This is a genomic window from Sphingomonas sp. URJC2 (assembly GCF_059803575.1).
The window spans coordinates 38,408-62,368 of the sequence record NZ_JAPFGX010000013.1 but is presented as its reverse complement, the minus strand read 5'-3'; the positions used below and the strand labels follow the sequence as shown (position 1 = coordinate 62,368).

18 protein-coding genes are annotated in these 23,961 nt (G+C 68.3%); 13 read left to right on the top strand and 5 right to left on the bottom strand.

Going from position 1 to position 23,961, the window contains the following annotated elements; genetic code table 11:
• Nucleotides 1-10 precede the first annotated feature (10 nt).
• From sucD to lpdA, 4 genes are all read left to right on the top strand, one after another.
• Nucleotides 11-895, top strand: a complete 885-nt coding sequence (gene sucD, locus OPU66_RS07140; RefSeq protein ID WP_498552915.1) for a succinate--CoA ligase subunit alpha — start codon at nt 11-13, stop codon at nt 893-895.
• A gap of 109 nt (nt 896-1,004) precedes the next feature.
• Complete coding sequence (locus tag OPU66_RS07135; RefSeq protein ID WP_498552929.1) at nt 1,005-3,929, top strand: 2-oxoglutarate dehydrogenase E1 component; 2,925 nt, start codon at nt 1,005-1,007, stop codon at nt 3,927-3,929.
• A 2-nt stretch (nt 3,930-3,931) separates the two neighbouring features.
• A complete protein-coding gene (odhB, locus tag OPU66_RS07130; protein WP_498552914.1) occupies nt 3,932-5,143 on the top strand; it encodes a 2-oxoglutarate dehydrogenase complex dihydrolipoyllysine-residue succinyltransferase in 1,212 nt (403 codons plus the stop codon).
• A gap of 11 nt (nt 5,144-5,154) precedes the next feature.
• Nucleotides 5,155-6,549, top strand: a complete 1,395-nt coding sequence (gene lpdA / locus OPU66_RS07125) for a dihydrolipoyl dehydrogenase (RefSeq protein ID WP_498552913.1) — start codon at nt 5,155-5,157, stop codon at nt 6,547-6,549.
• Between the two features lie 253 nt (nt 6,550-6,802).
• Here the strand turns inward: lpdA and OPU66_RS07120 are convergent, their stop codons facing one another.
• Nucleotides 6,803-7,492: a DUF1275 family protein gene (locus OPU66_RS07120; RefSeq protein WP_498552912.1), complete on the bottom strand. Its 690-nt coding sequence runs from the start codon at nt 7,490-7,492 to the stop codon at nt 6,803-6,805.
• Between the two features lie 43 nt (nt 7,493-7,535).
• Between OPU66_RS07120 and OPU66_RS07115 the strand changes: the two genes are divergently transcribed.
• Nucleotides 7,536-8,165: a trimeric intracellular cation channel family protein gene (locus OPU66_RS07115; RefSeq protein WP_498552911.1), complete on the top strand. Its 630-nt coding sequence runs from the start codon at nt 7,536-7,538 to the stop codon at nt 8,163-8,165.
• Between the two features lie 84 nt (nt 8,166-8,249).
• Here OPU66_RS07115 and OPU66_RS07110 read toward each other — a convergent pair whose 3' ends face one another.
• Together OPU66_RS07110 and sppA are read right to left on the bottom strand one after the other, a co-directional pair.
• The gene (locus tag OPU66_RS07110) at nt 8,250-8,810 is read right to left on the bottom strand and encodes a GNAT family N-acetyltransferase (RefSeq protein ID WP_498552928.1); all 561 of its coding nucleotides are present in this window, start codon (nt 8,808-8,810) and stop codon (nt 8,250-8,252) included.
• Nucleotides 8,807-10,696, bottom strand: coding sequence for a signal peptide peptidase SppA (gene sppA / locus OPU66_RS07105; protein WP_498552910.1), 1,890 nt, complete (start codon nt 10,694-10,696; stop codon nt 8,807-8,809). Before sppA ends, OPU66_RS07110 begins: the two co-directional genes overlap by 4 nt.
• Nucleotides 10,697-10,990: 294 nt before the next feature.
• Here sppA and groES point away from each other — a divergent pair, with 294 nt between their 5' ends.
• From groES to OPU66_RS07080, 5 genes are all read left to right on the top strand, one after another.
• Nucleotides 10,991-11,278 (top strand): co-chaperone GroES, encoded by a 288-nt coding sequence (gene groES / locus OPU66_RS07100; RefSeq protein ID WP_498552909.1) that lies wholly within the window; start codon nt 10,991-10,993, stop codon nt 11,276-11,278.
• A gap of 57 nt (nt 11,279-11,335) precedes the next feature.
• Nucleotides 11,336-12,979 carry a chaperonin GroEL gene (groL, locus tag OPU66_RS07095; RefSeq protein WP_160592706.1) on the top strand — a complete coding sequence of 548 codons (1,644 nt, stop codon included), beginning with the start codon at nt 11,336-11,338 and terminating at the stop codon, nt 12,977-12,979.
• Between the two features lie 223 nt (nt 12,980-13,202).
• Entirely contained in the window at nt 13,203-13,748 is a 546-nt protein-coding gene (locus OPU66_RS07090; protein ID WP_498552908.1) for a hypothetical protein, read from the top strand.
• A gap of 58 nt (nt 13,749-13,806) precedes the next feature.
• Nucleotides 13,807-15,168 (top strand): ribosome biogenesis GTPase Der, encoded by a 1,362-nt coding sequence (gene der, locus OPU66_RS07085; RefSeq protein ID WP_498552907.1) that lies wholly within the window; start codon nt 13,807-13,809, stop codon nt 15,166-15,168.
• An 85-nt stretch (nt 15,169-15,253) separates the two neighbouring features.
• Nucleotides 15,254-15,682, top strand: coding sequence for an Hpt domain-containing protein (locus OPU66_RS07080; protein ID WP_498552906.1), 429 nt, complete (start codon nt 15,254-15,256; stop codon nt 15,680-15,682).
• Between the two features lie 40 nt (nt 15,683-15,722).
• Here the strand turns inward: OPU66_RS07080 and OPU66_RS07075 are convergent, their stop codons facing one another.
• Nucleotides 15,723-17,267, bottom strand: a complete 1,545-nt coding sequence (locus OPU66_RS07075) for an MFS transporter (RefSeq protein WP_498552927.1) — start codon at nt 17,265-17,267, stop codon at nt 15,723-15,725.
• A gap of 5 nt (nt 17,268-17,272) precedes the next feature.
• Nucleotides 17,273-18,301: a LacI family DNA-binding transcriptional regulator gene (locus OPU66_RS07070; RefSeq protein WP_498552905.1), complete on the bottom strand. Its 1,029-nt coding sequence runs from the start codon at nt 18,299-18,301 to the stop codon at nt 17,273-17,275.
• A gap of 249 nt (nt 18,302-18,550) precedes the next feature.
• On the opposite strand from OPU66_RS07070, the gene OPU66_RS07065 reads away from it, so the two are divergent.
• From OPU66_RS07065 to OPU66_RS07055, 3 genes are read left to right on the top strand one after another with little or no spacing between them, the layout of a single operon-like run.
• Entirely contained in the window at nt 18,551-21,412 is a 2,862-nt protein-coding gene (locus tag OPU66_RS07065) for a TonB-dependent receptor (protein WP_498552904.1), read from the top strand.
• 19 nt (nt 21,413-21,431) lie between these two features.
• Nucleotides 21,432-22,946 (top strand): tryptophan halogenase family protein, encoded by a 1,515-nt coding sequence (locus OPU66_RS07060; protein ID WP_498552903.1) that lies wholly within the window; start codon nt 21,432-21,434, stop codon nt 22,944-22,946.
• Entirely contained in the window at nt 22,943-23,956 is a 1,014-nt protein-coding gene (locus OPU66_RS07055; protein WP_498552902.1) for a hypothetical protein, read from the top strand. The genes OPU66_RS07060 and OPU66_RS07055 overlap by 4 nt, the downstream gene beginning before the upstream one ends.
• Nucleotides 23,957-23,961 lie beyond the last annotated feature (5 nt).

The window sequence follows — 23,961 nt, the reverse complement described above, 5'->3', positions numbered from 1 at the left end:
GGGGCCGCTGATGTCGATTCTCGTCAACAAGCACACCAAGGTCATCACCCAGGGCTTTACCGGTGCCCAGGGCACGTTCCATTCCGAACAGGCGATCGCCTATGGCACCCAGGTCGTCGGCGGCGTGACGCCGGGCAAGGGCGGCACCACCCATATCGGCCTGCCGGTGTTCGACACCGTGCATGAAGCGGTCGCCAAGACCGGGGCCGATGCCTCGGTCATCTATGTGCCGCCGCCTTTTGCCGCCGATTCGATCCTTGAGGCGATCGACGCGGAAGTGCCGCTGATCGTCTGCATCACCGAGGGCATTCCGGTGCTCGACATGGTGAAGGTCAAGCGCGCTCTGTCGGGGTCCAAGTCGCGGCTGATCGGGCCGAACTGCCCGGGCGTGCTGACCCCGGATGAGTGCAAGATCGGCATCATGCCGGGCAACATCTTCAAAAAGGGTTCGGTCGGCGTCGTCTCGCGCTCGGGCACGCTCACCTATGAAGCGGTGTTTCAGACCTCGAACGCCGGCCTTGGCCAGACCACGGCGGTCGGCATCGGCGGCGATCCTGTGAACGGCACCAACTTCATCGACGTGCTCGAACTGTTCCTCGCCGATGACAACACCAAGTCGATCATCATGATCGGCGAAATCGGCGGCGATGCCGAGGAGCAGGCCGCCCAGTTCCTGATCGACGAGGCCAAGCGCGGTCGCAAAAAGCCGATGGTCGGCTTCATCGCCGGGCGCACCGCGCCTCCGGGGCGGCGCATGGGCCATGCCGGCGCAATCGTGTCCGGCGGCAAGGGCGGCGCGGAAGACAAGATCGCGGCGATGGAGGCGGCGGGCATCCGCGTCAGCCCCAGCCCGGCCGAATTGGGCCAGACCCTGCTAGAAGTGTTGAAGGGCTGAGCAAGAGCCGATTGACCCTGCATCCGTTCGTGCCGGCCGTTCTGGCCGGCACGAGAGGGGCCGGACCGGGGCAGTTCTGGACTTTGCTCGACATGGACGGATGAAGATCATGGGTTTTGAAGGCCAGTCATTCGATATCGAGGGCGTGTCGCCGTCGTTCGTCGAGGCGCTTTACCGCCGCTATGCCGCCGATCCCGCCTCGGTCGAGGCCGGCTGGCGCGGCTTTTTCGAAGGGCTTGAGGCGAGCATCGACGGCCCGAGCTGGAAACGCGGCAACTGGCCGCCCGCCGACACCGACGCGCTGACCGCGGCACTCGACCCGACGCAGATGGCGGTGCCGCCCAAGGCCGATGCGCGCAAGGCCGCGCCGGCCGCCGCCACTGCCCCCGCCGATCCCGGCGCGGTCGCCCGCGCGGCGGCTGATTCCATCCGCGCGATGATGCTGATCCGCACCTACCGGGTGCGCGGCCATCTGGCGGCCCAGCTCGATCCGCTCGGCATCCTGACGCGCGAGCTGCCGGCCGATCTGACGCCCGAATATCACGGCTTTTCCGGTGCCGATCTCGACCGTCCGATCTATCTCGGCGGCACGCTCGGCCTTGAAACCGCGACGGTGCGCGATCTGGTCGCGATCCTGCGGCGCAATTATTGCGGGCCGGTCGGCCTTGAATATATGCACATCGCCGACACCGAGGAGCGGCGCTTCCTGCAGGAGCGGATGGAGGGCAAGGACGCCGTCATCCAGTTCACGCCCGAAGGTAAGAAGGCGATCCTGTCGGCGGTCATTCGCGGCGAGCAGTTCGAAAAGTTCCTCGGCCGCAAATATGTCGGCACCAAGCGCTTCGGCCTTGATGGCGGCGAAGCGATGATCCCCGCGCTTGAGGCGATCATCAAATATGGCGGCCAGATGGGCGTGCGCGAGATCGTCTATGGCATGGCGCATCGCGGGCGGCTGAATGTGCTCGCCAATGTGATGGCCAAGCCGTTCCGCGTGATCTTCCACGAATTCTCCGGCGGCTCGGCCAATCCGGAAGATGTCGGCGGATCGGGCGACGTCAAATATCATCTCGGCACCTCCACCGACCGCGAGTTTGACGGGATCAGCGTCCATATGTCGCTGGTGCCCAACCCCTCGCACCTCGAGGCGGTCGATCCGGTCGTGCTCGGCAAGGTGCGCGCGACCCAGGTGGCGCGCGACGATCTGGAAAAGCACAATCAGGTGCTGCCGGTGCTGATCCATGGCGACGCGGCCTTTGCCGGCCAGGGTATCGTCTGGGAATGCCTCGGTTTTTCGGGGGTGCGCGGCTACAATACCGGCGGCTGCATCCATTTCATCATCAACAACCAGATCGGCTTCACCACCAGCCCGCAATTCGCGCGCTCCTCGCCCTATCCGTCGGATGTGGCCAAGGGCGTGCAGGCCCCGATCCTGCATGTGAACGGCGACGACCCCGAAGCCGTGACCTTTGCTTGCAAGATCGCGATCGAGTTCCGCCAGCGTTTCGGGCGCGACATCGTGATCGACATGTGGTGCTATCGCCGCTTCGGCCATAATGAGGGCGACGAGCCGAGCTTCACCCAGCCGCTGATGTATGCGCGGATCAAGGACAAGCCCGGCGTCGCCCAGGTCTATGGCGAGCGGCTGCGCGGGGAAGGGGTGATCGACCCGGCCTTTGCCGACCACACCGCTTCCGCCTTTGTCCAGCATCTGGAAGAAGAGTTCGAAGCCGCCAAATCCTACCGGCCCAACAAGGCCGACTGGTTTGCCGGCCGCTGGTCCGGCCTGCACGCGCCGGCGGATTCCGAAAGCGCGCGGCGCAACGTGGAAAGCGGCATCGAGCCCAAGCTGTTCGACAGCCTTGGCCGCACGCTGACCACGGTGCCGGAGGATGTGACCATCCACAAGACGCTCGCCCGCATCATCGAGGCGAAGCGCGAGATGTTCCGCACCGGCCAGGGGTTCGACTGGGCGACCGGCGAGGCGCTGGCGTTCGGCAGCCTGGTGACCGAGGGCTATGGCATCCGCCTGTCGGGGCAGGATTCGGGCCGCGGCACGTTCAGCCACCGCCATGCCGTCTGGGTCGACCAGCGCAGCGAGGCCAAATATGTCCCGCTGACGACGCTGCCGCACGGCCGGTTCGAGGTGCTGGATTCGCCGCTCAGCGAATATGGCGTGCTCGGCTTTGAATATGGCTATGCGCTTGCCGATCCGAAGACGCTGGTGATGTGGGAAGCGCAGTTCGGCGATTTCGCCAATGGCGCGCAGATCATGATCGACCAGTTCATCGCCTCGGGCGAGGCCAAGTGGCTGCGCGCCAACGGCCTGGTGATGCTGCTGCCGCACGGTTATGAAGGACAGGGTCCCGAGCACAGCTCGGCGCGGATCGAGCGCTATCTGCAGCTGTGCGCGCAGGACAATATGCAGGTCGCGAACTGCACGACGCCGGCAAATTATTTCCACATCCTGCGCCGGCAGATGCTGCGGCCGTTCCGCAAGCCGCTGGTCATCTTCACGCCCAAATCGCTGCTGCGCCACAAGATGGCGGTGTCGGCGGCCGAGGATTTCCAGGGTGCCAGCCACTTCATGCGCATCCTGTCGGATCCCAACGCCCCGGCCGATGCCGATGTGCGCCGGCTGGTGCTGTGTTCGGGCAAGGTCGCCTATGACCTGATGGAGGCGCGCGACGCGGCGGGCGACAAGCACACCGCCATCGTCCGCATCGAACAGCTCTATCCGTTCCCGGGCGATCCGCTGACCGTGCGGCTGAAGCGGATGACCGGGCTGGAAGACGTGGTCTGGGCGCAGGAAGAACCGAAGAACAACGGGGCGTGGTTCTTTGTCGAACCGCTGATCGAACAGTGTCTGGCCGATGCCGGGGTGGGGCCTGCCCGCGCCCGCTATGCCGGCCGCGCCGCCGCGGCGTCGCCCGCCACGGGCCTCGCCAAGCGGCACCTGAGCGAACAGGGCGCGCTGATCGCCGATGCTCTCGGCCACAGCGTGCGTGACGAAATCAAGCGCCAGAAAAAGGGCTGATCATGAGCGTTGAAATCAAGGTGCCGACCCTCGGCGAATCGATCACCGAAGCCACGATCGGCGAATGGCTGAAAAAGCCCGGCGAGCCGGTGAAGGCCGATGAGCCGGTGGCTTCGCTCGAAACCGACAAGGTCTCGGTCGAAGTGCCGGCCCCCGCCGATGGCGTGATGGGCGCCCATGCCGCGCAGCCGGGCGACACCGTCGCCGTCGGCGCGGTCATCGGCTATCTGGAAGCTGGTGGCGCGGCTGCGGCCCCCGCCGCTCCTGCCGCTGCGGCCCCTGCTGCCGCCGCTGCGCCGGCCGACGAACCGGCGGGCGACCTGACGCTGTCGCCGTCGGTGCGCCGCCTGGTGCTGGAACATGGGCTGGATCCGACCCAGATCCGCGGCACCGGCAAGGATGGCCGGCTGACCAAGGAAGATGTGCTCGCCGCTGCCGAAGCCGCCAAGACCAAGGCGCCGGTGGCCGCCGCCGCCGCGTCTGTGGCTGCCGCGCCCGCCGCCCCGGCCGGTGCGCGCCGTGAGGAGCGGGTGCGGATGAGCCGCCTGCGCCAGACGATCGCATCGCGCCTCAAGGAGGCGCAGAACACCGCCGCGATGCTGACGACGTTCAACGATGTCGACATGACCGCGGTGATCGAGGCGCGCGCCCGCTACAAGGACCTGTTCGAAAAGAAGCATGGCGTCCGCCTCGGCTTTATGGGCTTTTTCGTGAAGGCGGCGGTGCAGGCGCTGCGCGACGTGCCGGCGGTCAATGCGTCGATCGAGGGCGATGAGATCGTCTATCGCGACTATGTCGACGTCTCGGTCGCCGTGTCCGCGCCCAACGGGCTGGTGGTGCCGGTGATCCGCGACGCGCAGGAAATGTCGGTCGCGACGATCGAAAAGACCATCGGCGATTTCGGCAAGCGCGCCAAGGACGGCACGCTCAAGATCGACGAGATGAAGGGCGGCACCTTCACCATTTCCAATGGCGGCGTGTTCGGCTCGCTGCTGTCGACGCCGATCATCAACCCGCCCCAGTCGGCGGTGCTCGGCCTGCACCGGATCGAGGACCGGCCGGTGGTGCGCGACGGCCAGATCGTCGTGCGGCCGATTATGTATCTGGCGCTCAGCTATGATCACCGGCTGATCGACGGCCGCGAGGCGGTGACCTTCCTCGTCGCGCTCAAGAACGCGATCGAGGATCCGACCCGCCTGCTGATCGACCTTTAAGGAGCCGCATCATGGCTGATTATGATTATGACCTGCTGGTGATCGGCGCGGGGCCGGGCGGCTATGTCGCCGCGATCCGCGCCGCCCAGCTGGGGCTGAAGACCGCCTGTGCCGAAGGCCGCGAGACGCTGGGCGGCACCTGCCTGAATGTCGGCTGCATCCCGTCCAAGGCGCTGCTTCATGCCTCGGAACTGTTCGAGGAAGCGCATTCGGGCGCACTCGCCAAGTTCGGCGTCAACATCGCCGGGGCGACGCTCGACCTGGGTGCGATGCACGGCGAAAAGGCCAAGGCGGTCAAGGAACTGACCGGCGGGATCGAGTTCCTGTTCAAGAAGAACAAGGTCGACTGGCTGAAGGGCTATGCCCGCTTCACCGCCGCCGACACGGTCGATGTCGCCGGGCGCAGCGTGCGCGCGCGCAACATCGTCATCGCCACCGGCTCGTCGGTTACCCCGCTGCCGGGCGTGACCATCGACAATGAGGTGGTGATCGATTCGACCGGCGCGCTCGCCCTGCCGCGCGTGCCCGAGCATCTGGTGGTGATCGGCGGCGGCGTCATCGGGCTGGAGCTTGGCTCGGTGTGGCGGCGGCTGGGCGCGCGGGTGACGGTGGTCGAATATCTCGACCAGATCCTGCCCGGCTTTGACGGCGAGATCCGCAAGGAATCGGCCAAGATCTTCAAGAAGCAGGGCTTCGAGTTCCGCACCGGCACCAAGGTGACCGGCGTGGCGGTGGATGGCGGCCGGGCGACCGTGACCGTCCAGCCGGCGGCGGGCGGCGCGGCCGAGACCATCGCGGCCGATGCCGTGCTGGTTGCCATCGGCCGCAAGCCCAACACCGACGGGCTGGGTCTGGAAGCCGCCGGGCTGACCACCAATGCGCGCGGCCAGATCGAGATCGATCATGAGTTCCGCACCGCCGTGCCGGGCATCCGCGCGATCGGCGATGTCGTCCCCGGCCCGATGCTCGCCCACAAGGCCGAGGATGAAGGGATTGCGGTCGCCGAATATGTCGCCGGCCAGACCGGGATCATCAACCATGATGTCATCCCGTCGGTTGTCTACACCCATCCCGAAATCGCCGGGGTCGGGCTGACCGAGGAACAGGCGCGCACGCGCGGCGAGGTCAAGGTCGGCAAATTCCCCTTTGCCGGCAACAGCCGCGCCAAGACGAACCGCGACACCGACGGCTTTGTCAAGGTGGTGGCCGATGCCCGCACCGACCGGGTGCTGGGCGTCCATATCATCTCGTCGCTTGCCGGCACGATGATCGCCCAGGCCGCGCAGGCGATGGAGTTCGGCGCGACCAGCGAGGACATCGCCTATACCTGCCACGCCCATCCCACCCATGCCGAAGCGCTCAAGGAAGCGGCGATGGCGGTGACGGGCAAGCCGATCCATATCTGAACCCGTGCGCCCGTGCGGCTGATGCCGCACGGGCGTTTTTGTTCGGGAAGAACGGCACCGGGCGTTGTGTGTCGGGAAGAACGGCACCGGCCCGCACCCCCACCCGGCCTCCCAACGGCAGTATCATATGGGAGGCCGGGTGGGGGTGCGGGCCGGTGCCGCCCGTGCGCCGTGAGGCGCACCACAAACAACCTGCGGGCCGGTGCCGCCCGTGCGGCGTGAGCCGCACCACAAACAACGCCGCCCCCGCGCCTCAGGCCCGTTTCGGGGCGTGCATTGCGACCAGCGCCAGCCCGATCAGCAGCGCCGCGACCGCCACCTCCACCATCGCATCCAGCCCCTGCGCGCCGAAGCGGCGCGCGCCGAGCACGACTCCGGCACCAAAGGCGAGCAGCGCGGGGCCATAAGGCGGCCGGTCCTGCGCCAGCGGCAGCCCGAGCAGCCGGTCCGCCAGCCCGCGCGCCAGCCCCATCAGCGCCGCGCCCGGCGTCATGTCCGGCGCGGCACCGCTGCGCAGCACCAGATGCACCGCGCCCATCGCCGCAGCCAGTGCGGGCATCGCCGCGCCGCCCAGTGCCCCCGCCCAGCTAACACCCGCCGCCCCGTCGCCGAGCAGCAGCGGCAGCCGTGCCGCCGCCCAGCCGGCCAGCGCCAGCAGCGCGGCCAGCAGCACGGTCAGCCCCGGCCCGCGCACCGGCGCTGCGCGCAGCAGCACCTGACCGCCCATCGCCCCGGCCATGAAGCCCAGCAGCAGCGCGATCCCGGTCTGGAGCGTCGCGCCGTCGCCCCAAACCGCTGCGGTACCGATCCGGGCGAGGTTCGCATCCACCGCCGATGCGAACAGCCCGCCCAGCGCGCTGAGCGCGACCGCATCGACAAAGCCCGCCAGCGCCACAAGCGCGAGCGCGGCGACAGAGAGAGAAGCGGCGCTGCGTGTCATCATCCCTCACTTGCAGACGAAACCCTTGCCCGCGATAGCTGGGGCGATGTCGCCCGACCTGCAACCCTCGCTCGCCGTTCTGCTGCCGTCCATCGATCTGTTCGGCATCGCCGTGTTTGCCGCTTCGGGCGCGCTGGCGGCGGCGCAGCGCGGCCAGACGCTCGTCACCTTCGCCTTTTTCGCGCTGGTGACCGGCACCGGCGGCGGCACGGTGCGCGATCTGCTGATCGGCGCGCCGGTCTTCTGGGTGCATGATCCGCTGGTCGCGGGCGTCTGTCTGGCCACGGCGCTGCTGATCTGGCTGACGCCCGCCGGCTGGTGGCAGGGGCGGGCGCTCGACTGGTTCGACGCGGTGGGGCTGGCCGCCTATGCCGTGTTCGGCGCGTCAAAGGCGCTGGGCGTCGGCGTGCCGCCGGTGCCGGCGATGCTGATGGGGGTGATTTCGGCCTGTGTCGGCGGCATCATCCGCGACGTGCTGGCCGGCGAGCCGTCGATCATCCTCAGGCCCGAGCTTTATGTGACCGCGGCGGCGCTGGCCGCCGGGCTGTTCGTGCTGCTGATGGCGCTGGGCGTGGCCGCGCCCATCGCCGCGCCGCTGGCCGCCGCCACCGGCTTTGCGCTGCGCGCGCTGGCGATCCTCAACGGGCTGAAGCTGCCCGGCTATCGGCGCGGGTGAGGGGAATGGGCCGGGGCCGCTCCAGCCCTTTGATTTGGCGCATTTTCCGAGTCGCCGGATCATTCAACCCGGCTTGAAAATGCTCTAGGGTTCGCGGACCAGCCCGACTTCGCTGAACGGGCGCGGTTCGACCGGCGGGGTTTCGGGTTCGGCAAGGCTGGCCTGCCACAGGCCGACATCGACCCAGCGGCCATCCTTCCATCCCACCTCGCGATAAACGCCCGCGCGGCGGAAGCCGACCGATTCATGCAGGCCGATCGACGCGTCATTGGGCAGCGCGATGGCGGCGATCGCCTGGGTGAAGCGCTGGGCGCGCAGCGTGTCGATCAGCGCTTCATAGAGCAGCCGGCCGACGCCCTGACGGTGCAGATCGCCCGCGACATAGACGGTCGTCTCGACCACCCAGCGATAGGCGCGGCGGGCGCGGAACGCGGTGGCATAGGCATAGCCGAGCACCGTCTCCTCATCCCCGCCGGTCGCGACCAGCCAGGGATAAAGCCCGTTCGCCGCCGCCATCCGCGCCGCCATCTCTTCGGCTCCGGGCGGGCTTTCCTCCATCGAGACGATGCCGGTCGCCACATAGGGGGCATAGATGGCCGCCAGCTGCGGGGCGTCGGCGGGGCGGGCAGGGCGGATGCGGATCATCGGCCGAGCCATGCCGCGAATGCCGCCATCATGCCAGTGGCGTTGACCGGGCGGGGCGGCAGCATCGCTGCACAGTCGAGGCAGCGGGCCTGGATCGCCGCGCCGCCGGCCAGCCGCCGCGCATCATCAAGCGCGGTCAGCGCCAGCGCCTGCTGCCGGGCATGGATGCGGCCCAGAATGTCGCGCGATCCGCCCGCCCCGATACCGGCCCCGAACCCGGTCATGTCGCCGGTGCCGTCATCGCTCGGCTGCATCGCATCGGTGATCAGCCGTTCGAACCATTCGGGCTGTTTTTCCAGATAGACGATCCCGGCCTTGCCGGCGTCGATCTTCGCCCGGCGCGCGGCTTCGGCGATGGCGGCGTCCAGCCCGCCAAAGGCATCGACCAGCCCGATCTGCCGCGCGGTGCCGCCATGCCACACCCGGCCCTGACCGATTTCGTCGACCCGCGCGGGCGTCAGCCGGCGCGATGCGGCGACCAGCGCCACAAACCGGCGATAGACGCTTTCCACCCCCGCCTGCGCCATGCGGTCGAACACCGGGGAGGTGCCGCGGAACAGGTCCGGCTGCCCCGACAGGGCGGTGGTGCGCACGCCATCGGCCGACACGCCGATCTTGGCGAGCGTCTGTTCAAAGGTCGGCAGCACGCCGAACACGCCGATCGACCCGGTGATGGTGTCGGGTTCGGCAAAGATGCGGTCCCCGGCGGTGGCGACCCAATAGCCGCCCGATGCGGCGACCGAACCCATCGACACGATCACCGGCAGGCCCGCCTGCTTCGCCTCGACGAGCGCCAGCCGGATCTGTTCGGAGGCGATCGCCGAGCCGCCGGGCGAATCGATGCGCACCACCAGCGCCTTCAGATCGCCGCGCGCCAGCCCCTTGCGGATCGCGCGTGCGATGGTGTCGCCGCCGGCCACGCCCGGGCCATGATCGCCGTCGCGGATCTCGCCCGCCACGGTCACGATCCCGATCCGCGCATCGCCCGTCGCCGGGGGATGCGCGGCAATCCAGTCGGCAAGGCGGACCTTGCGATAGCCGCGGCTCTTCTTGTCCTCGCCCGCCACCTCGGCGACGCGCCGGGCAAAGGCCTGGGCATCGCCCAGCCGGTCGACCAGCCCCTGGGCCAGCGCGGTGCGCGCGAAATCGCCATTGCCGGCCGGATCGGCGATCGCGGCGGCGAGCTTGGCCTTGGGGCGGGCGGCTGCGACGTCGCGCTGCCAGCCTTCCCACAGCGCATCGGCCAGCGCCTGTGCGGCGGCGCGCGCTTCGGGCGACATGTCGCTGCGCACATAAGGCTCGACCGCCGATTTATAGGTGCCGACGCGGTAGACATGGGCGGTCACGCCCAGCCGGTCGAGCAGCCCCTTGTAATAAAGCCGCGAACCGCCCGGCCCGGCAAAGGCCGCGCCGCCCATCGGATCGAGCCAGATCTCGCTGGCATGGGCGGCCAGCGCATAGCTGTCGTCCGAATAGACGGTGGCATGGGCCAGCACCGGCTTGCCCGATTGCTTGCGGAACCGGTCGATGGCGTCGCCCAGCGTCTGGATCGTCACCTGGCCGCCGCCCATGAAGCCGTCCAGCTCCAGCGTCACCGCCTTGATCCGCTTGTCGCCCGCCGCCCGGTCGAGCGCGCGGACCAGATCGGCCAGCCGGTGTTCGCGCAGCTGCGCCCCGTTGCCGAACGTCGCCAGCGGATCGACGGCGGCGGGCTGTTCGACCAGCACCCCGGCCAGATCCAGCGCGAGCGCGCCGTCGCCGATCTGCCGTTTGGGCGATGCGTTGAGCGCAGCGGCAAGGGCGCCGAAGAACAGCAGCATCGCCATCAGGACGAGCGCATCCTTCACGCCCACCAAAAGCCGCCAGAATCCGCCGAGGAATTTCATCGAAGCCACGCCCTTCCGCTATGCCGCGCCGACAGACTTGGCCGGGCGGCCGGGCTTTGCAAGCCTTTCCGCCGGCCGGTGACGCCCGCATCGCCGGGCAGGTGCCGCAGGGGCGCCTCCGGCTTGATGAAAATTCTGCCAGCCGCGCTTGACGCTCGATCAACGCCCACCCATATCCCGCCCGCTGGCACTCGCGGGAGGCGAGTGCCAACACTTTTTGGACCAGATGCCCGACCGGGCACGGCGGCACTTCGACCCCGTGGCCCCATGGGCATGATTTGGAAAGGGTGACGCATGAACTTTCGTCCGCTGCACGACCGCGTGCTCGTCCGTCGCGTCGAAGCCGAAGAAAAGACGGCCGGCGGCATCATCATCCCCGACAGCGCCAAGGAAAAGCCGCAGGAAGGCGAAGTCGTCGCCGCCGGTGCGGGTTCCAAGGCCGAGGATGGCAAGGTGACCCCGCTCGACGTCAAGGCCGGCGACCGCATCCTGTTCGGCAAGTGGTCGGGCACCGAAGTCAAGATCAACGGCGAAGACCTTCTGATCATGAAGGAATCCGACATCCTCGGGATCGTCGGCTAAGCTTTTCCGACACGTTCATACAGTCAACTTCAATCCACAAACTGAAAGGGCAGTCACATGGCAGCCAAGGACGTCAAGTTTTCGCGTGACGCGCGCGAGCGCATCCTGCGCGGCGTGGACATTCTCGCCGACGCGGTGAAGGTCACGCTGGGCCCCAAGGGCCGCAACGTCGTGATCGACAAGAGCTTCGGCGCGCCGCGCATCACCAAGGACGGTGTGTCGGTCGCCAAGGAAATCGAACTGAAGGACAAGTTCGAGAATATGGGCGCCCAGATGGTGCGCGAAGTGGCGTCGAAGACCAACGACCTGGCCGGCGACGGCACCACCACCGCCACCGTTCTCGCCCAGGCGATCGTGCGCGAAGGCATGAAGTCGGTTGCCGCCGGCATGAACCCGATGGACCTGAAGCGCGGCATCGATCTGGCCGTCGCCAAGGTGGTCGAAGACATCAAGTCGCGCTCCAAGCCGGTCGCTGACTCGAAGGAAATCGCCCAGGTCGGCATCATTTCGGCCAATGGCGACCGCGAAGTCGGCGAAAAGATCGCCGAAGCGATGGAAAAGGTCGGCAAGGAAGGCGTCATCACCGTCGAGGAAGCCAAGGGCCTCGAGTTCGAACTCGATGTCGTCGAAGGCATGCAGTTCGACCGTGGCTATCTGTCGCCCTACTTCATCACCAACCCGGAAAAGATGCAGGTCGAACTCAACGACCCGTTCATCCTGATCCACGAGAAGAAGCTGTCGTCGCTGCAGGCGATGCTGCCGATCCTCGAAGCGGTCGTGCAGTCGGGCCGTCCGCTGCTGATCATCGCCGAAGACATTGAAGGCGAAGCGCTGGCGACCCTCGTCGTCAACAAGCTGCGCGGCGGCCTGAAGGTCGCGGCGGTCAAGGCGCCGGGCTTTGGCGATCGCCGCAAGGCGATGCTCGAGGACATCGCGATCCTGACCAAGGGCGAGATGATCTCGGAAGATCTGGGCATCAAGCTGGAAAGCGTCACGCTCGGCATGCTCGGCCAGGCCAAGCGCGTCACCATCGACAAGGACAACACCACCATTGTCGACGGTGCGGGCGACGAAGGCGCGATCAAGGCGCGTTGCGACGCGATCCGCCAGCAGATCGAACAGACCACCAGCGACTATGACCGCGAAAAGCTCCAGGAGCGTCTGGCCAAGCTTGCGGGCGGCGTGGCTGTCATCAAGGTCGGCGGCGCGACCGAAGTCGAGGTCAAGGAGCGTAAGGACCGCGTTGACGATGCCCTGCACGCGACCCGCGCGGCCGTGGAAGAAGGCATTGTTCCGGGCGGCGGCACCGCGCTGCTCTATGCCACCAAGGCGATCGAAGGCCTGAAGGGCGGCAATGAAGACCAGACCCGCGGCGTCGACATCGTGCGCCGTTCGCTGACCGCGCTGGTCCGCCAGATCGCGGCCAATGCGGGCCATGACGGGGCCGTCGTGTCGGGCAAGCTGCTCGACCAGTCGGACACCTCGTTCGGCTTCAACGCCGCGACCGACACCTATGAAAACCTGGTCGCCGCCGGCGTCATCGACCCGACCAAGGTCGTCCGCACGGCGCTGCAGAACGCGGCTTCGGTCGCCGGTCTGCTGATCACCACCGAAGCGACCATCGCGGAACTGCCGGAAGACAAGCCGGCCGCGCCGATGGGTGCCGGTGGCATGGGCGGCATGGGCGGCATGGATTTCTGATCCGGCCGGTCAGCCTGACCGACAGAAAGGGCCGGGGGGCATTCCCCCGGCCCTTTTTCTTTGGGTCAGCATGTCGTTGACGGTCCGGTCAGGTGCGGGTTGACGGTATCGTCAATCTCGACTTGCCGGCCGCCGTCAATGATCGCCTGACCCACACGTCAATTGCCGGTTGATTTGGGCGTCAACCAGAACCTGTCTATAATGTCAGGGCATGATTGACGGGATGGCGATGACCGAAGACGAACAGACGCGGCTGCGCGCGCGCACCGCCGGGATCGTGCCCTTCTGGGCGATGGCCAAGACGCCGGCTTTGACCGGCGACCGCAAGGATGATTTTCCGGCGCTGATTTCAGCCGCCAATGTCGTTGCCGAAGAGGCGCGGCTGGCGCTGCACCGCTGGATCGAGGCGGCGCGCCGTTCGGGCATGAGCTGGAGCGAGGTCGGCGACGTGCTCGGCATCAGCAAACAGGCGGCGCAGCAGCGGTTTCGCAGTCTCGCCAGTCCGGGCGGCGACGCCGTGGCGGCTGACGGCGATGACGGGGTCGAACTGGTCCGCATCGGCGCCACCGCGTTCAACGAACTGGCGATCCTGCAGGCGGAGGGGCTGAACGGGATGGAGCTGCTGCGCACCGGCGCGCTGCATCTGGTGTTCCGCCGCACCGCGCAGCGCTGGGAATATTGCCGCACCCTCGGCCGCGCGCCCGAGGGCGGCTGGACGCATGTGTCCACCTGGTTCCCGTTTCATTATTACAAGCGCGCGCTTGGCTGATCCCGGCGGCGCGGGATTTAGGCGTTCAGTTTCGGGCGCACACGCGCTAACGAGCGCCATGTCCCGAAATCTTCCCGTCGTCGCGATTGTCGGCCGCCCCAATGTCGGCAAATCGACCCTGTTCAACCGTCTGGTCGGCAAGAAGCTGGCGCTGGTCGACGACCGCCCCGGCGTCACCCGCGACCGGCGCGAGGGCGATGCGCATCTGCTGGGCGTCGATTTCAAGGCCATCGACACCGCCGGGTTCGAGGATGAGGATCCCCAGTCGCTGCCCGGCCGGATGCGCGCCCAGACCGAGGCGGCGGTGCGCGAGGCCGATGTCGCGCTGTTCCTGATCGATGCCCGTGCCGGGCTGGTGCCGCTGGACGAGGAAATCGGCCGCTGGCTGCGCGCCGAGGACACGCCGGTGGTGCTGGCCGTCAACAAGGCGGAAGGCCGCGCGGGCGAACAGGGCGCGATCGAGGCGATGGCGCTGGGCTTTGGCGAGCCGATCCTGCTGTCGGCCGAACATGGCGAGGGGGTGGCCGATCTGTTCACCGCGCTGCTGCCCTATATCGACCGCCCGGACGAGGAACCGGAGATCGACGCCGATGAGGAAGAGGCTGCCCGCTCCGGCCCGCTCAAGCTTGCCATTGTCGGGCGGCCCAATGCCGGCAAATCGACCTTGGTCAACCGCATCCTCGGCGAAGACCGGATGATTACCGGGCCGGAGGCCGGGATCACCCGCGATTCGATCGCCATCGACATGGACTGGCAGGGCCGGCCGGTGCGGCTGATCGACACGGCGGGGATGCGCAAGCGCGCCAATGTGACCGACAAGCTGGAAAAACTGTCGGTCGCCGATGCGCGCCGGGCGGTGGATTTCGCCGAAGTGGTGGTGCTGCTGCTCGATGCGACGCGCGGGCTGGAGGCGCAGGATCTGAAGATCGCCGATGCCGTGCTGCAGGAAGGCCGGGCGCTGATCATCGCGCTCAACAAATGGGATGTCGCCGAAAACGCCTCGTCGCTTTTCAATGGCGTGCGCGCGGCGCTTGAAGAGGGGCTGGCACAGGTCAAGGGGCTGCCGGTGCTGACCGTGTCGGCGGTGACCGGCAAGGGCATCGACACGCTGATCAAGGTGGCGTTCGAAACGCGCGAGGCCTGGTCGCGGCGCGTGCCGACCGGGGAGCTCAACCGCTGGTTCGAAGCGGCGATGGAGCGCAACCCGCCGCCCGCGCCCGGCGGCAAGCGGATCAAGCCGCGCTATGTGACCCAGGTGAAGACGCGGCCGCCCAGCTTCGTGCTGTTCGGCACCCGCGTCGATCTGCTGCCCGAAAGCTATCGCCGCTATCTGGTCAACGGCATCCGCCGCGATCTCGGCTTTGGCGCGGTGCCGGTGCGGCTGACGGTGCGCGCGCCCAAAAATCCGTTCGACCGCTGATCCGCGAATGTCGCGGCGGGTGAAGGGCTTGCCGGCGGCGGCATCGTCAACCCGCTGGTAAGGGTCGCGCCGCTAAGCCCGGTTCATGGACGATGCTGGCCCGATTCTGGTTGATTGGACCGCCTTTGCCCGTGCCCGGCAGGAGCTGGGCGCCGGGTTCGTGCGCATTCTTGGCTATTTCCGCGAAGATGGCGTGAAATCGGTGGCCGCGATCGAGGCCGCGATGCGCGCCAAGGATGCCGCCGCGCTGGTGCGCCCGGCGCACACGCTGAAGGGCGAGGCGCAGCAATTCGGGGCCGACCCGCTCGCCGAGATTGCCGAGGAAATCGAAATGGTTGCGCGGCGCTGTGTCGAACTGCGCACCAGCCCGGACGAGCTGATCCCCCAGGTCGTCAGGCTGCGCCCGCTGTTTGAACAGACGCTGGAGCTGTTCGACCGCGAGACCAACCCGCTGGTCGAACGCCGCGGCGGCTTTGGCCGGCGGCCCGACGGCTTCGGCCGCGCTGCCGGCTGAAACCGGCACCAGCTCTCGTCGCGCGGGTTAGTCGGGCGGGTTAGTCGCGCGGCAGGCGGGCCATGCTGAGCGCCGCGCAGCCCAGCAGCAATGCCGCGATCAGCAGCACCGGGGCCGGATCGGACGGGAAGAACCGCGCGACGACCGGGCCCATCACGCTCGACACGATCAGCTGCGGCAGCACGATGAAGATGTTGAACAGCCCCATATAGGTGCCAAGCCGCGCCGCCGGCAGCGCATTGGCAAGGATCGCATAGGGAAAGGTGAGGATCGCCGCCCAGGCGATGCCGATCAGCGCCATCGGCGCGATCAGCGCGACAGGCCGGTCGACCGCCAGAAAGCCCGCAAAGCCGGCCGCGCCCAGCATCAGACAGGCGATATGGGCATTGCGCGGCCCCAGCCGGCGCGCCGCATGGGGCAGAGCGAAGGCGGCGAGGGCGGCGACGCCGTTATAGACGGCAAACAGCACCCCGACCCAGTCGGCCCCGTTCTGATAGGCGGCGCTGCCGGCATCGGTCGCGCCGCAGAAACGCTGGGTGACAACCGGGGTGGTGAAAATCCACATGATGAACAGGGCTGACCAGGTAAAAAACTGCACCAGCGCCAGCGCCCGCATCGCCGGCGGCATCGCATCGAGATCGCCGATGATCATCACCGCCGCCCCGCCGCGTCCGCGCGCCTGTTGCCAGCCGGCATAAAGCCGCAACAGCCCGAACCCGGTAAGCAGCGCGCAGAGCAGCAGCAACTGCCGGTCCAGCCCGGCGCGCCACACCAGCGCGGCCCCCAACAGTCCGGCGCCGACCAGTCCCGCCGCCCACAGCCCGCCGCGCGCAGGCTGGGCCGCAACCGTCGCGCCATCGCCGCCGGTAATCGCCGCCGCAGCGGGGCGGGCATCATCGGCGCTGGGCGGATATTCGCGCGTTGTCGCCACCGTCCAGACCACCGCACCGAACAGCGCGGCCGCGCCGAGATAGAATGCGACGCGCACCGACTCCGGCACTTCGCCCGGCGGGGCGGTGTTGCTCAGCCCGAACACAGAGGTGAGCAGCATCGGCGCGAGCGAGGCCAAGACCGCGCCCGCGCCGATGAACCCGGTCTGGAACGCAAAGCCGGCAGCGCGCTGGCGCGGCGGCAGCATGTCGCCGACAAAGGCGCGAAACGGCTCCATGCTGATGTTGAGTGACGCATCGAGCAGCCACAGCAGCAACGCGGCGGCGACCAGTCCGCCGGCATTGGGCATGGCGATCAGCGCCAGCGCCGCCAGCACCGCGCCGAGCAGAAAAAACGGCCGCCGCCGCCCGAACCGGGTCCAGCTCCGGTCGCTGAAATGGCCGATCAGCGGCTGCACGATCAGCCCGGTCAGCGGGGCTGCCACCCACAGGATCGCCAGATCGTCGATGGCAGTGCCGAGCGACTGGAAGATGCGCGACACATTGGCGTTTTGCAGCGCAAAGCCGATCTGGATGCCGAAAAAACCGAATGAGATGTTCCACAGCCCGGTCCAGCGCTGGGCCGGGCGCTCCGGCTGGCCGGATATCGGCGCGGCCGCCTGTTCGGCATGCCCGGCGGCGGCCGCGACCGGCATGGCGGTCATCGCCCGGTCCCGCTCGACCGGCGGACGACCAGCCGCGGCGGCAGCACGCGGCTTTCGGCCTTGTCGCCGCGCACCTGGCAAAGCAGCGTGTCGACCAGCATCTCGCCCGCGCGGCGATAATCCTGCGCGACCGAGGTCAGCGGCGGGCTGGCCAGCCCGGCGGCGGGAATGTCGTCATAGCCGGTGACGGCGACCTGCCCGGGCACATCGATGCCATGTTCAGCCAGCGCCCGCAGCGCGCCGATGGCGATCAGGTCGCTGGCGGCGACAATCGCGTCAAAGGCGATGCCGCGCCCGATCAGCCGGCAGGTCGCATCATGGCCCGCCGCCTCGGTGGTGATCGCATCGACCTGCAGGCCCGGATCGACGGGCAGCCCGGCCCCGGCCAGCGCCCGGCACACGCCCCGGTAGCGGTCGTGAAACTCGGGATAATGCGACGAGGCATCGCCGACAAAGGCGATGCGCCGCCGCCCCCCGGCAATCAGATGCGCGGCCGCCTCATGCCCGCCCAGCACATTGTCGCAGCCGATGGTCAGCCCCGGCTGCCCCGGCTCGACCGACCCCCAGCGTACGAAGCGCGTGCCCTGCGCGACCAATTGCTCCAGCCGGCTGCGATAGCTTTCATAATCGCCATAGCCGAGCAGGATCAGCCCGTCGGCCTTGCGGCTGTCCTCATAATCGACATGCCAGTTGCTCGACATCTGCTGGAACGAGGTCAGCAGGTCATAGCCCCTGAGGCCGCAGGTGCGGGTGATCGAGCCGAGCATCGACAGGAAAAACGGATTGATCAGCGAATCGTCCGAGGTCGGATCCTCGAAGAACAGCAGCGCCAGCGTGTTGCTCTGCCGCCGCCTGAGGCTCGAGGCGTGCTTGTCGACCGTGTAGTTGAGTTGGAGGGCGATCGCCTCGATCCGCTTGCGCGTCGCCTCGCTGACCGCCGGATCGCCGCGCAGCGCGCGCGACACGGTCGGCTGCGACACGCCCGCGCGCTGGGCGATGTCGAACGACGTCAGCTTTTCCTGCATGCCCTGCGGCGCTCCTGCCCTGTGCCCGCATCTGTGCGCGGATCGGGGGCAAGACTAGCCAGCCGGACGGGCAAGGGAAAGCGCCGCCGAGACAGGCGGCCTTGAATACGTATTCGCTTGGCTTCTGCGCCGGCCGGCTCTGCGTCACATAAGGTCGTGTTGTGACGGTTTTGTGCGTCGATCGGCCGGGGGCGGCCGCGATGCCGGCCGCCGGCTCGCCAGAGGCCGGGGCCCAAGGGGAGGAAGATCATGACGAACGACATGCGCGCCCGTCGGGGCCGCAAGGCCATTCTTGCCGCCGGCATCAGCCGCAGCGTCTTTGCCGCGGCGATGCTCGCCTGCGCCGCGCCCGGCCTTGCCCAGCCCGTGACCGACGATGCCGAAGCGCAGAAAGCTGCCGAGCGCGACGCGCCGGCGGGCGACATCATCGTCACCGGCTTCCGTCAGGCGCTGGAAACGGCGGTCGCGGAAAAGAAGAATATCGACCAGATCGTCGAATCGCTGTCGTCCGAAGACATTGGCCGCCTGCCCGACGCGTCGATCGCGGAATCGATCGCCCGTCTGCCCGGCATCACCTCGCAGCGCGTCTCGGGCCGGTCGAACGTCATCTCGATCCGCGGCTTCGCGCCCGATTTCTCGACCACGCTGCTCAATGGCCGCGAACAGACCTCGACCGGCGACAACCGCGCGGTCGAATATGATCAATACCCGTCGGAAATCATCAATCAGGTGCTGATCTACAAGACGCCGAGCGCGTCGCTGGTCGGCCAGGGGCTGTCGGGCACCGTCGATCTGCGCACCATCCGCCCGCTCGAGTTCGGCAAGCGCGTGTTCGCGGTCGGCGCGCGCGGCAATTACACCGATCTCGGCAAGCTCAACTCGGGCTCGCGCGAGCTTGGCTACCGGGTCAATGGCTATTTCGTCGACCAGTTCAAGAATGACGAGATCGGCATCGTGCTCTCGGCCTCCTATGTCGACGAGCCGTACCAGATCGAGGAATTCAACGCCTGGGGCTATGCCGGCACGCCGTCGGGCAATGTGATCGGCGGGTCCAAATCCTATGCGACCTCGACGGTGCTCAAGCGGCTTGGCCTGCAGGGCACGGTCGAATGGCAGGTGTCGGACAGCTTCACCACCTCGGTCGATGCCTTTTACACCGATTTCGAGGATCGCCAGATCAAGCGCGGGATCGAACTGCCGCTGGGCTTTGCCCGGCCGGTGACCGGTGCGCAGTCGGCGGGCGGGTTCGTGACCGCCGGCACCTTCACTGGGGTCGAGGGCGTGGTGCGCAACGACGCGTTCGAGCGCAAGGCCAAGCTCTATTCGTTCGGCTGGAACGGCACCTACAAGGGCGACAATGGCTGGAATGCGTTTCTCGACATCAGCTATTCGCGCACCGACCGCAACGAACTGGTGCTTGAAACCAATGCCGGCACCGGGCGCGGCGCGGGCGTGGGCGCGACCGACACCATTTCCTTCACCAGCGGGCCGCGCGGCACTCAGTTCCGCCCGGGGCTGAATTATGGCGATTACGGCCTGATCCAGCTGACCAGCCCGCTCGGCTGGGGCGGGGACCAGACCGCGGTCGATGGCCGGCGCATCGTTGGCGGGCAGGACGGCTATTACAACAACCGCATCATCGATGACGAGCTGATGCAGTTCCGGGGCGAGGTGGAGCGCGAGCTGGGCGGCCTGTTCCGCAGCGTCCAGCTTGGCCTGAACTACACCAACCGCTCCAAATCGCTCACCCCGGACGAGGCCTTTATCGGGCTGATCGCCAACACCGACGGCACGGTCAGCGTGCCGGTGCCGCAGGCATTCCGGCTGGCGCCGACCAATCTCGGTTTTCTGGGGCTTGGCCCGGTCATCAGCTATGATCCGGTCGCGCTGCTCAACCGCGGCAATGTCTATCAGCGCGTGCCGAACCCCTATGGCGACGTGATCGTCAAATCGTTCGACATCTCCGAACGGTTGATGATCGGCTATACCCAGCTCAACATCGACACCGATATCGGCGCCAGCCGCCTGACCGGCAATATCGGCGTGCAGGCGATCTTCACCGACCAGAAATCCTCCGGCGCGCAGGCGGCGTTTCTGGGCACGAACCCCAATGGTTCGCCAAACGTCACCGGCCTCCCGCGCCGCGAGGGCGACAGTTATACCGATATCCTGCCCAGCCTGAACCTGTCGCTGCGCCTGCCGAGCGACCTTGTCATCCGCTTCGGCGCGGCGCGCGAAATCGTGCGGTCGCGGATCGACGATCTCCGCGCCAGCCTCAGCTATGGCACGGAGTTCAACACCGGCGCGGTCGATGCGCAGGGGGTGCCGGCAGCGGTGGTGCGCGGCAGCTCGGGCAATCCCGCGCTGCGGCCGTGGCGCGCCAATGCGGTCGACCTGACGGTCGAGAAATATTTCGGCGGGACCAAGGGCTATGTCGCCGCCCAGCTCTTCTACAAGGACCTGAAGAGCTATATTTACGAAGAAAATATCCCTTTCGATTTCAGCGGCCTGCCTGTGCCGCCGGCCGGCACCATCGATCCCGACGGGCCGACCGGGCCGCTGCCGCCACGCCCGATCACGATCATCACCGCGGGCGATGTCCGCGCCCCGATCAACGGCCAGGGCGGCGAGCTTTACGGCATCGAACTGGCCGGCACATTGCCGTTCAGCGTGTTCACCTCGGCGCTTGACGGCTTCGGCCTGACCGGCGGCGGCAGCTTTACCGAAAGCCGCATCAGCCCCGCGCCGGGCCAGCCTTCGACTGCCATTCCCGGCTATTCCAAATGGGTGGCGAACGGCACCGCCTATTTCGAGAAATGGGGCCTGAACGTGCGCGGCAGCGTCCGCTACCGGTCGAGCTTTATCGGCGAAGTGTCGGGCTTTGGTGCCAACCGGGTTCGTCGCCGCGCGCTGGCGGAAACCGTCATCGACGGCCAGATCGGCTATGATTTCCAGGAAGGCAGCCCGCTCTATGGCCTGTCGCTGTTCATCCAGGGGCAGAATCTGACCGACGAGCCGTTCGTGACGATCAATCCGGGCGCGCCCAACGAAGTCATCGACTATCAGTCGTTCGGACGGCGGTTCCAGGCGGGCTTCACCTACCGCTTCTGACCGGCGGGGGAGGGGCGCGATGGACGGGCGGATCACCTCGATCGTCATTCTGGGCGGGGGCACGGCGGGCTGGATGGCCGCCGCCGCCCTCAGCCGGCTGGTGCCGCAGCCAACGGCGATCACGCTGATTGAATCCGACCAGATCGGCACGGTCGGGGTCGGCGAGGCGACGATTCCGCCGATCCGCCAGTTCAATGCCAGCCTTGGCATCGACGAGGACCGGTTCGTGCGCGCGACCGGCGGCAGCTTCAAGCTGGGGATCGCGTTCGAGGGCTGGGGCGCGCCGCAATCGCGCTATATCCATGCCTTTGGCGCGATCGGGCGCGGGCTGGGCGTGCTGCCCTATCATCATTACTGGCTGCGCCACCGCGCCGAAGGCGGGACGGCGGGGCTGTGGGACGCATCGCCCTGCGCACAGGCCGCCGATGCCAATCGCTTCGCGCGGGTCGAGGACCGGCCGGGCGCGCCCGCATCGGGCATGGCCTGGGCGTTTCATTTCGATGCCGCCCTGTATGCGGCGTTTCTGCGCGGCGAGGCCGAGGCGCGCGGCGTCATGCGCGTCGAGGGGCGGGTAGAGCATGTCCGCCGCGATCCCGAAACCGGCTTCGTCACCGCGCTCGCACTCGACGGGGACCGGCAGGTCGAGGGGCAATTGTTCATCGACTGCACGGGCTTTGCCGCGCTGCTGATCGGCGGCGCGCTCGGCACCGGCTTTGACGACTGGTCGCGCTGGCTGCCCTGCGACCGCGCGCTGGCGGTGCCATCGGCACCTGCCGGGCCGCTTGTGCCCTATACGCGCTCGATCGCGCGGGCGGCGGGCTGGCAATGGCGCATCCCGCTTCAGCACCGCACCGGCAACGGCCTTGTCTATGCCAGCGCGGTCATGTCCGACGACGAGGCGGCGGCGACGCTGCTCGGCGGGCTGGACGGGGCACCGCTTGCCACCCCGCGGCCGCTGCGCTTCACCGCCGGGCGGCGGCGGCGGGCCTGGGACCGCAATGTCGTGGCGCTGGGGCTGGCGAGCGGCTTTCTCGAGCCGCTGGAATCAACCAGCATCCACCTCGTCCAGTCGGGCATCGCCCGGCTGGTCGACCTGTTCCCGCGCCGGGGGTTCGATCCCGCCGACATCGCCGAATATAATCGCGACACCGAGGCCGAGTGGACGGCGATCCGCGATTTCCTGATCCTGCACTATCACGTCAACCGGCGGCCCGAGCCGTTCTGGCGCGACCGTGCGGCGATGGCGGTGCCCGACAGCCTTGCCCAGCGGATCGCGCTGTTCCGCGCCAATGGCCGCATCACCCGCCAGCCGCACGAGCTGTTCACGGAGGCGGCATGGCTGCAGGTGATGATCGGGCAGGGGATCATCCCCGCCGGCTATCACCCCTTTGCCGACCGGCTGGATGCGGCGCAGCTGGCGGAGTTCATCGCGCTCAACCGCGCCCATGCCGGGCATGTCGCAGCACAGCTGCCCGATCATGCCGCCTTCATCGCCGCGACCTGTGCGGCGACCGCCGGGGCGGCAGCGGCGTGAAGGCGCTCCGGCCCCTGATCGCGGCGCTGGCGCTGCTCGCCCCGCGGCTGACGACGCGCGGCTGGCGGCTGGGTGCGGCGGGTGCGCTGGCGCTGCTGGTCTGGGCGGTGATGGCCGCGCTGGTGCCGGCCTGTCTGCCGGTGGCGGACGGCGATGCCGTGCTGGCCACATTTCATCCGCATGGTTTCGGCTTTGCCGCTGCCGGGATCGGCCAGTCAGCCGGGGCATGGGTGGCGGCGGCCGGGCTGGCTATGGCGGGACTGGCGGCTTTTGCGGCGGCGCAGATGCGCGCCCGGCCGGCAGACGGAATGGCGGACGGCGGCGGTGCGGCCGACGACATGGCCGGCGCACAGGCCGCGCTGCTGCTGGCGGCGGGCGTGGCCGGCGCGTTGCTTGGTGCGCTCGCCAATCTGTCGGTCGCCGCGTTCGGTGCCGGCCTTGCCGTGCCGCTGCTCGCCCGCGCGGTGGTCGCAGCGCTCAAGCGGCGCTGGCCGGTGCGGCTCGGCCTGTCGCTCGCCGCCATCGGGCTGGTGTGGCAGACGCTGGGGCTGGCGCTCGATCTGGCGCGCGGCCGCCCGGCGGCGGTGGTCGCCCGCGCCCATGCGCCGCTCGGGGCCGGCTGTCAGGCGGCGCGCACGCTCGACCAGATCGAGCGGCTGACCCCGGGCACCATCGCCGCCCCGCCCGAGCTGGGCGGGCATCTGCTTGGCGCGACGCCGCACCGTGTGCTCGCCGCGCCGGTCGCAGCCGCAACGGCGGGCAACCGCGCCTGGTATGATCTGATCCTCGCCGCGCCTGACACCGCCCGCTATCAGGCGGCGCTGTGGGCGGTCGATTATCTGCTGCTGTGCCCGGAAAGCCTGACCGGCCTGCCGGCCGCGCTGCCGCCGCGCAGCCTGGCCGCGCGGCTGCGGGCGGGCGAGGTGCCCGACTGGCTGGAGCCGGTGCCGATCCTGGGCAGCCGGGCGCGGATCTGGCGGGTCTTGCCGGTGGCGGCGTCCGCCCGGTAGAGGCG

What these genes read in the sequence shown, in the direction of transcription:
- sucD (WP_498552915.1), top strand. Translation starts at nt 11, where the DNA reads ATGTCGATTCTCGTCAACAAGCACACCAAGGTCATCACCCAGGGCTTT.
- OPU66_RS07135 (WP_498552929.1), top strand. Translation starts at nt 1,005, where the DNA reads ATGGGTTTTGAAGGCCAGTCATTCGATATCGAGGGCGTGTCGCCGTCG.
- odhB (WP_498552914.1), top strand. Translation starts at nt 3,932, where the DNA reads ATGAGCGTTGAAATCAAGGTGCCGACCCTCGGCGAATCGATCACCGAA.
- lpdA (WP_498552913.1), top strand. Translation starts at nt 5,155, where the DNA reads ATGGCTGATTATGATTATGACCTGCTGGTGATCGGCGCGGGGCCGGGC.
- OPU66_RS07120 (WP_498552912.1), bottom strand. Translation starts at nt 7,492, where the DNA reads ATGATGACACGCAGCGCCGCTTCTCTCTCTGTCGCCGCGCTCGCGCTT.
- OPU66_RS07115 (WP_498552911.1), top strand. Translation starts at nt 7,536, where the DNA reads ATGTCGCCCGACCTGCAACCCTCGCTCGCCGTTCTGCTGCCGTCCATC.
- OPU66_RS07110 (WP_498552928.1), bottom strand. Translation starts at nt 8,810, where the DNA reads ATGATCCGCATCCGCCCTGCCCGCCCCGCCGACGCCCCGCAGCTGGCG.
- sppA (WP_498552910.1), bottom strand. Translation starts at nt 10,696, where the DNA reads ATGAAATTCCTCGGCGGATTCTGGCGGCTTTTGGTGGGCGTGAAGGAT.
- groES (WP_498552909.1), top strand. Translation starts at nt 10,991, where the DNA reads ATGAACTTTCGTCCGCTGCACGACCGCGTGCTCGTCCGTCGCGTCGAA.
- groL (WP_160592706.1), top strand. Translation starts at nt 11,336, where the DNA reads ATGGCAGCCAAGGACGTCAAGTTTTCGCGTGACGCGCGCGAGCGCATC.
- OPU66_RS07090 (WP_498552908.1), top strand. Translation starts at nt 13,203, where the DNA reads ATGGCGATGACCGAAGACGAACAGACGCGGCTGCGCGCGCGCACCGCC.
- der (WP_498552907.1), top strand. Translation starts at nt 13,807, where the DNA reads ATGTCCCGAAATCTTCCCGTCGTCGCGATTGTCGGCCGCCCCAATGTC.
- OPU66_RS07080 (WP_498552906.1), top strand. Translation starts at nt 15,254, where the DNA reads ATGGACGATGCTGGCCCGATTCTGGTTGATTGGACCGCCTTTGCCCGT.
- OPU66_RS07075 (WP_498552927.1), bottom strand. Translation starts at nt 17,267, where the DNA reads ATGCCGGTCGCGGCCGCCGCCGGGCATGCCGAACAGGCGGCCGCGCCG.
- OPU66_RS07070 (WP_498552905.1), bottom strand. Translation starts at nt 18,301, where the DNA reads ATGCAGGAAAAGCTGACGTCGTTCGACATCGCCCAGCGCGCGGGCGTG.
- OPU66_RS07065 (WP_498552904.1), top strand. Translation starts at nt 18,551, where the DNA reads ATGACGAACGACATGCGCGCCCGTCGGGGCCGCAAGGCCATTCTTGCC.
- OPU66_RS07060 (WP_498552903.1), top strand. Translation starts at nt 21,432, where the DNA reads ATGGACGGGCGGATCACCTCGATCGTCATTCTGGGCGGGGGCACGGCG.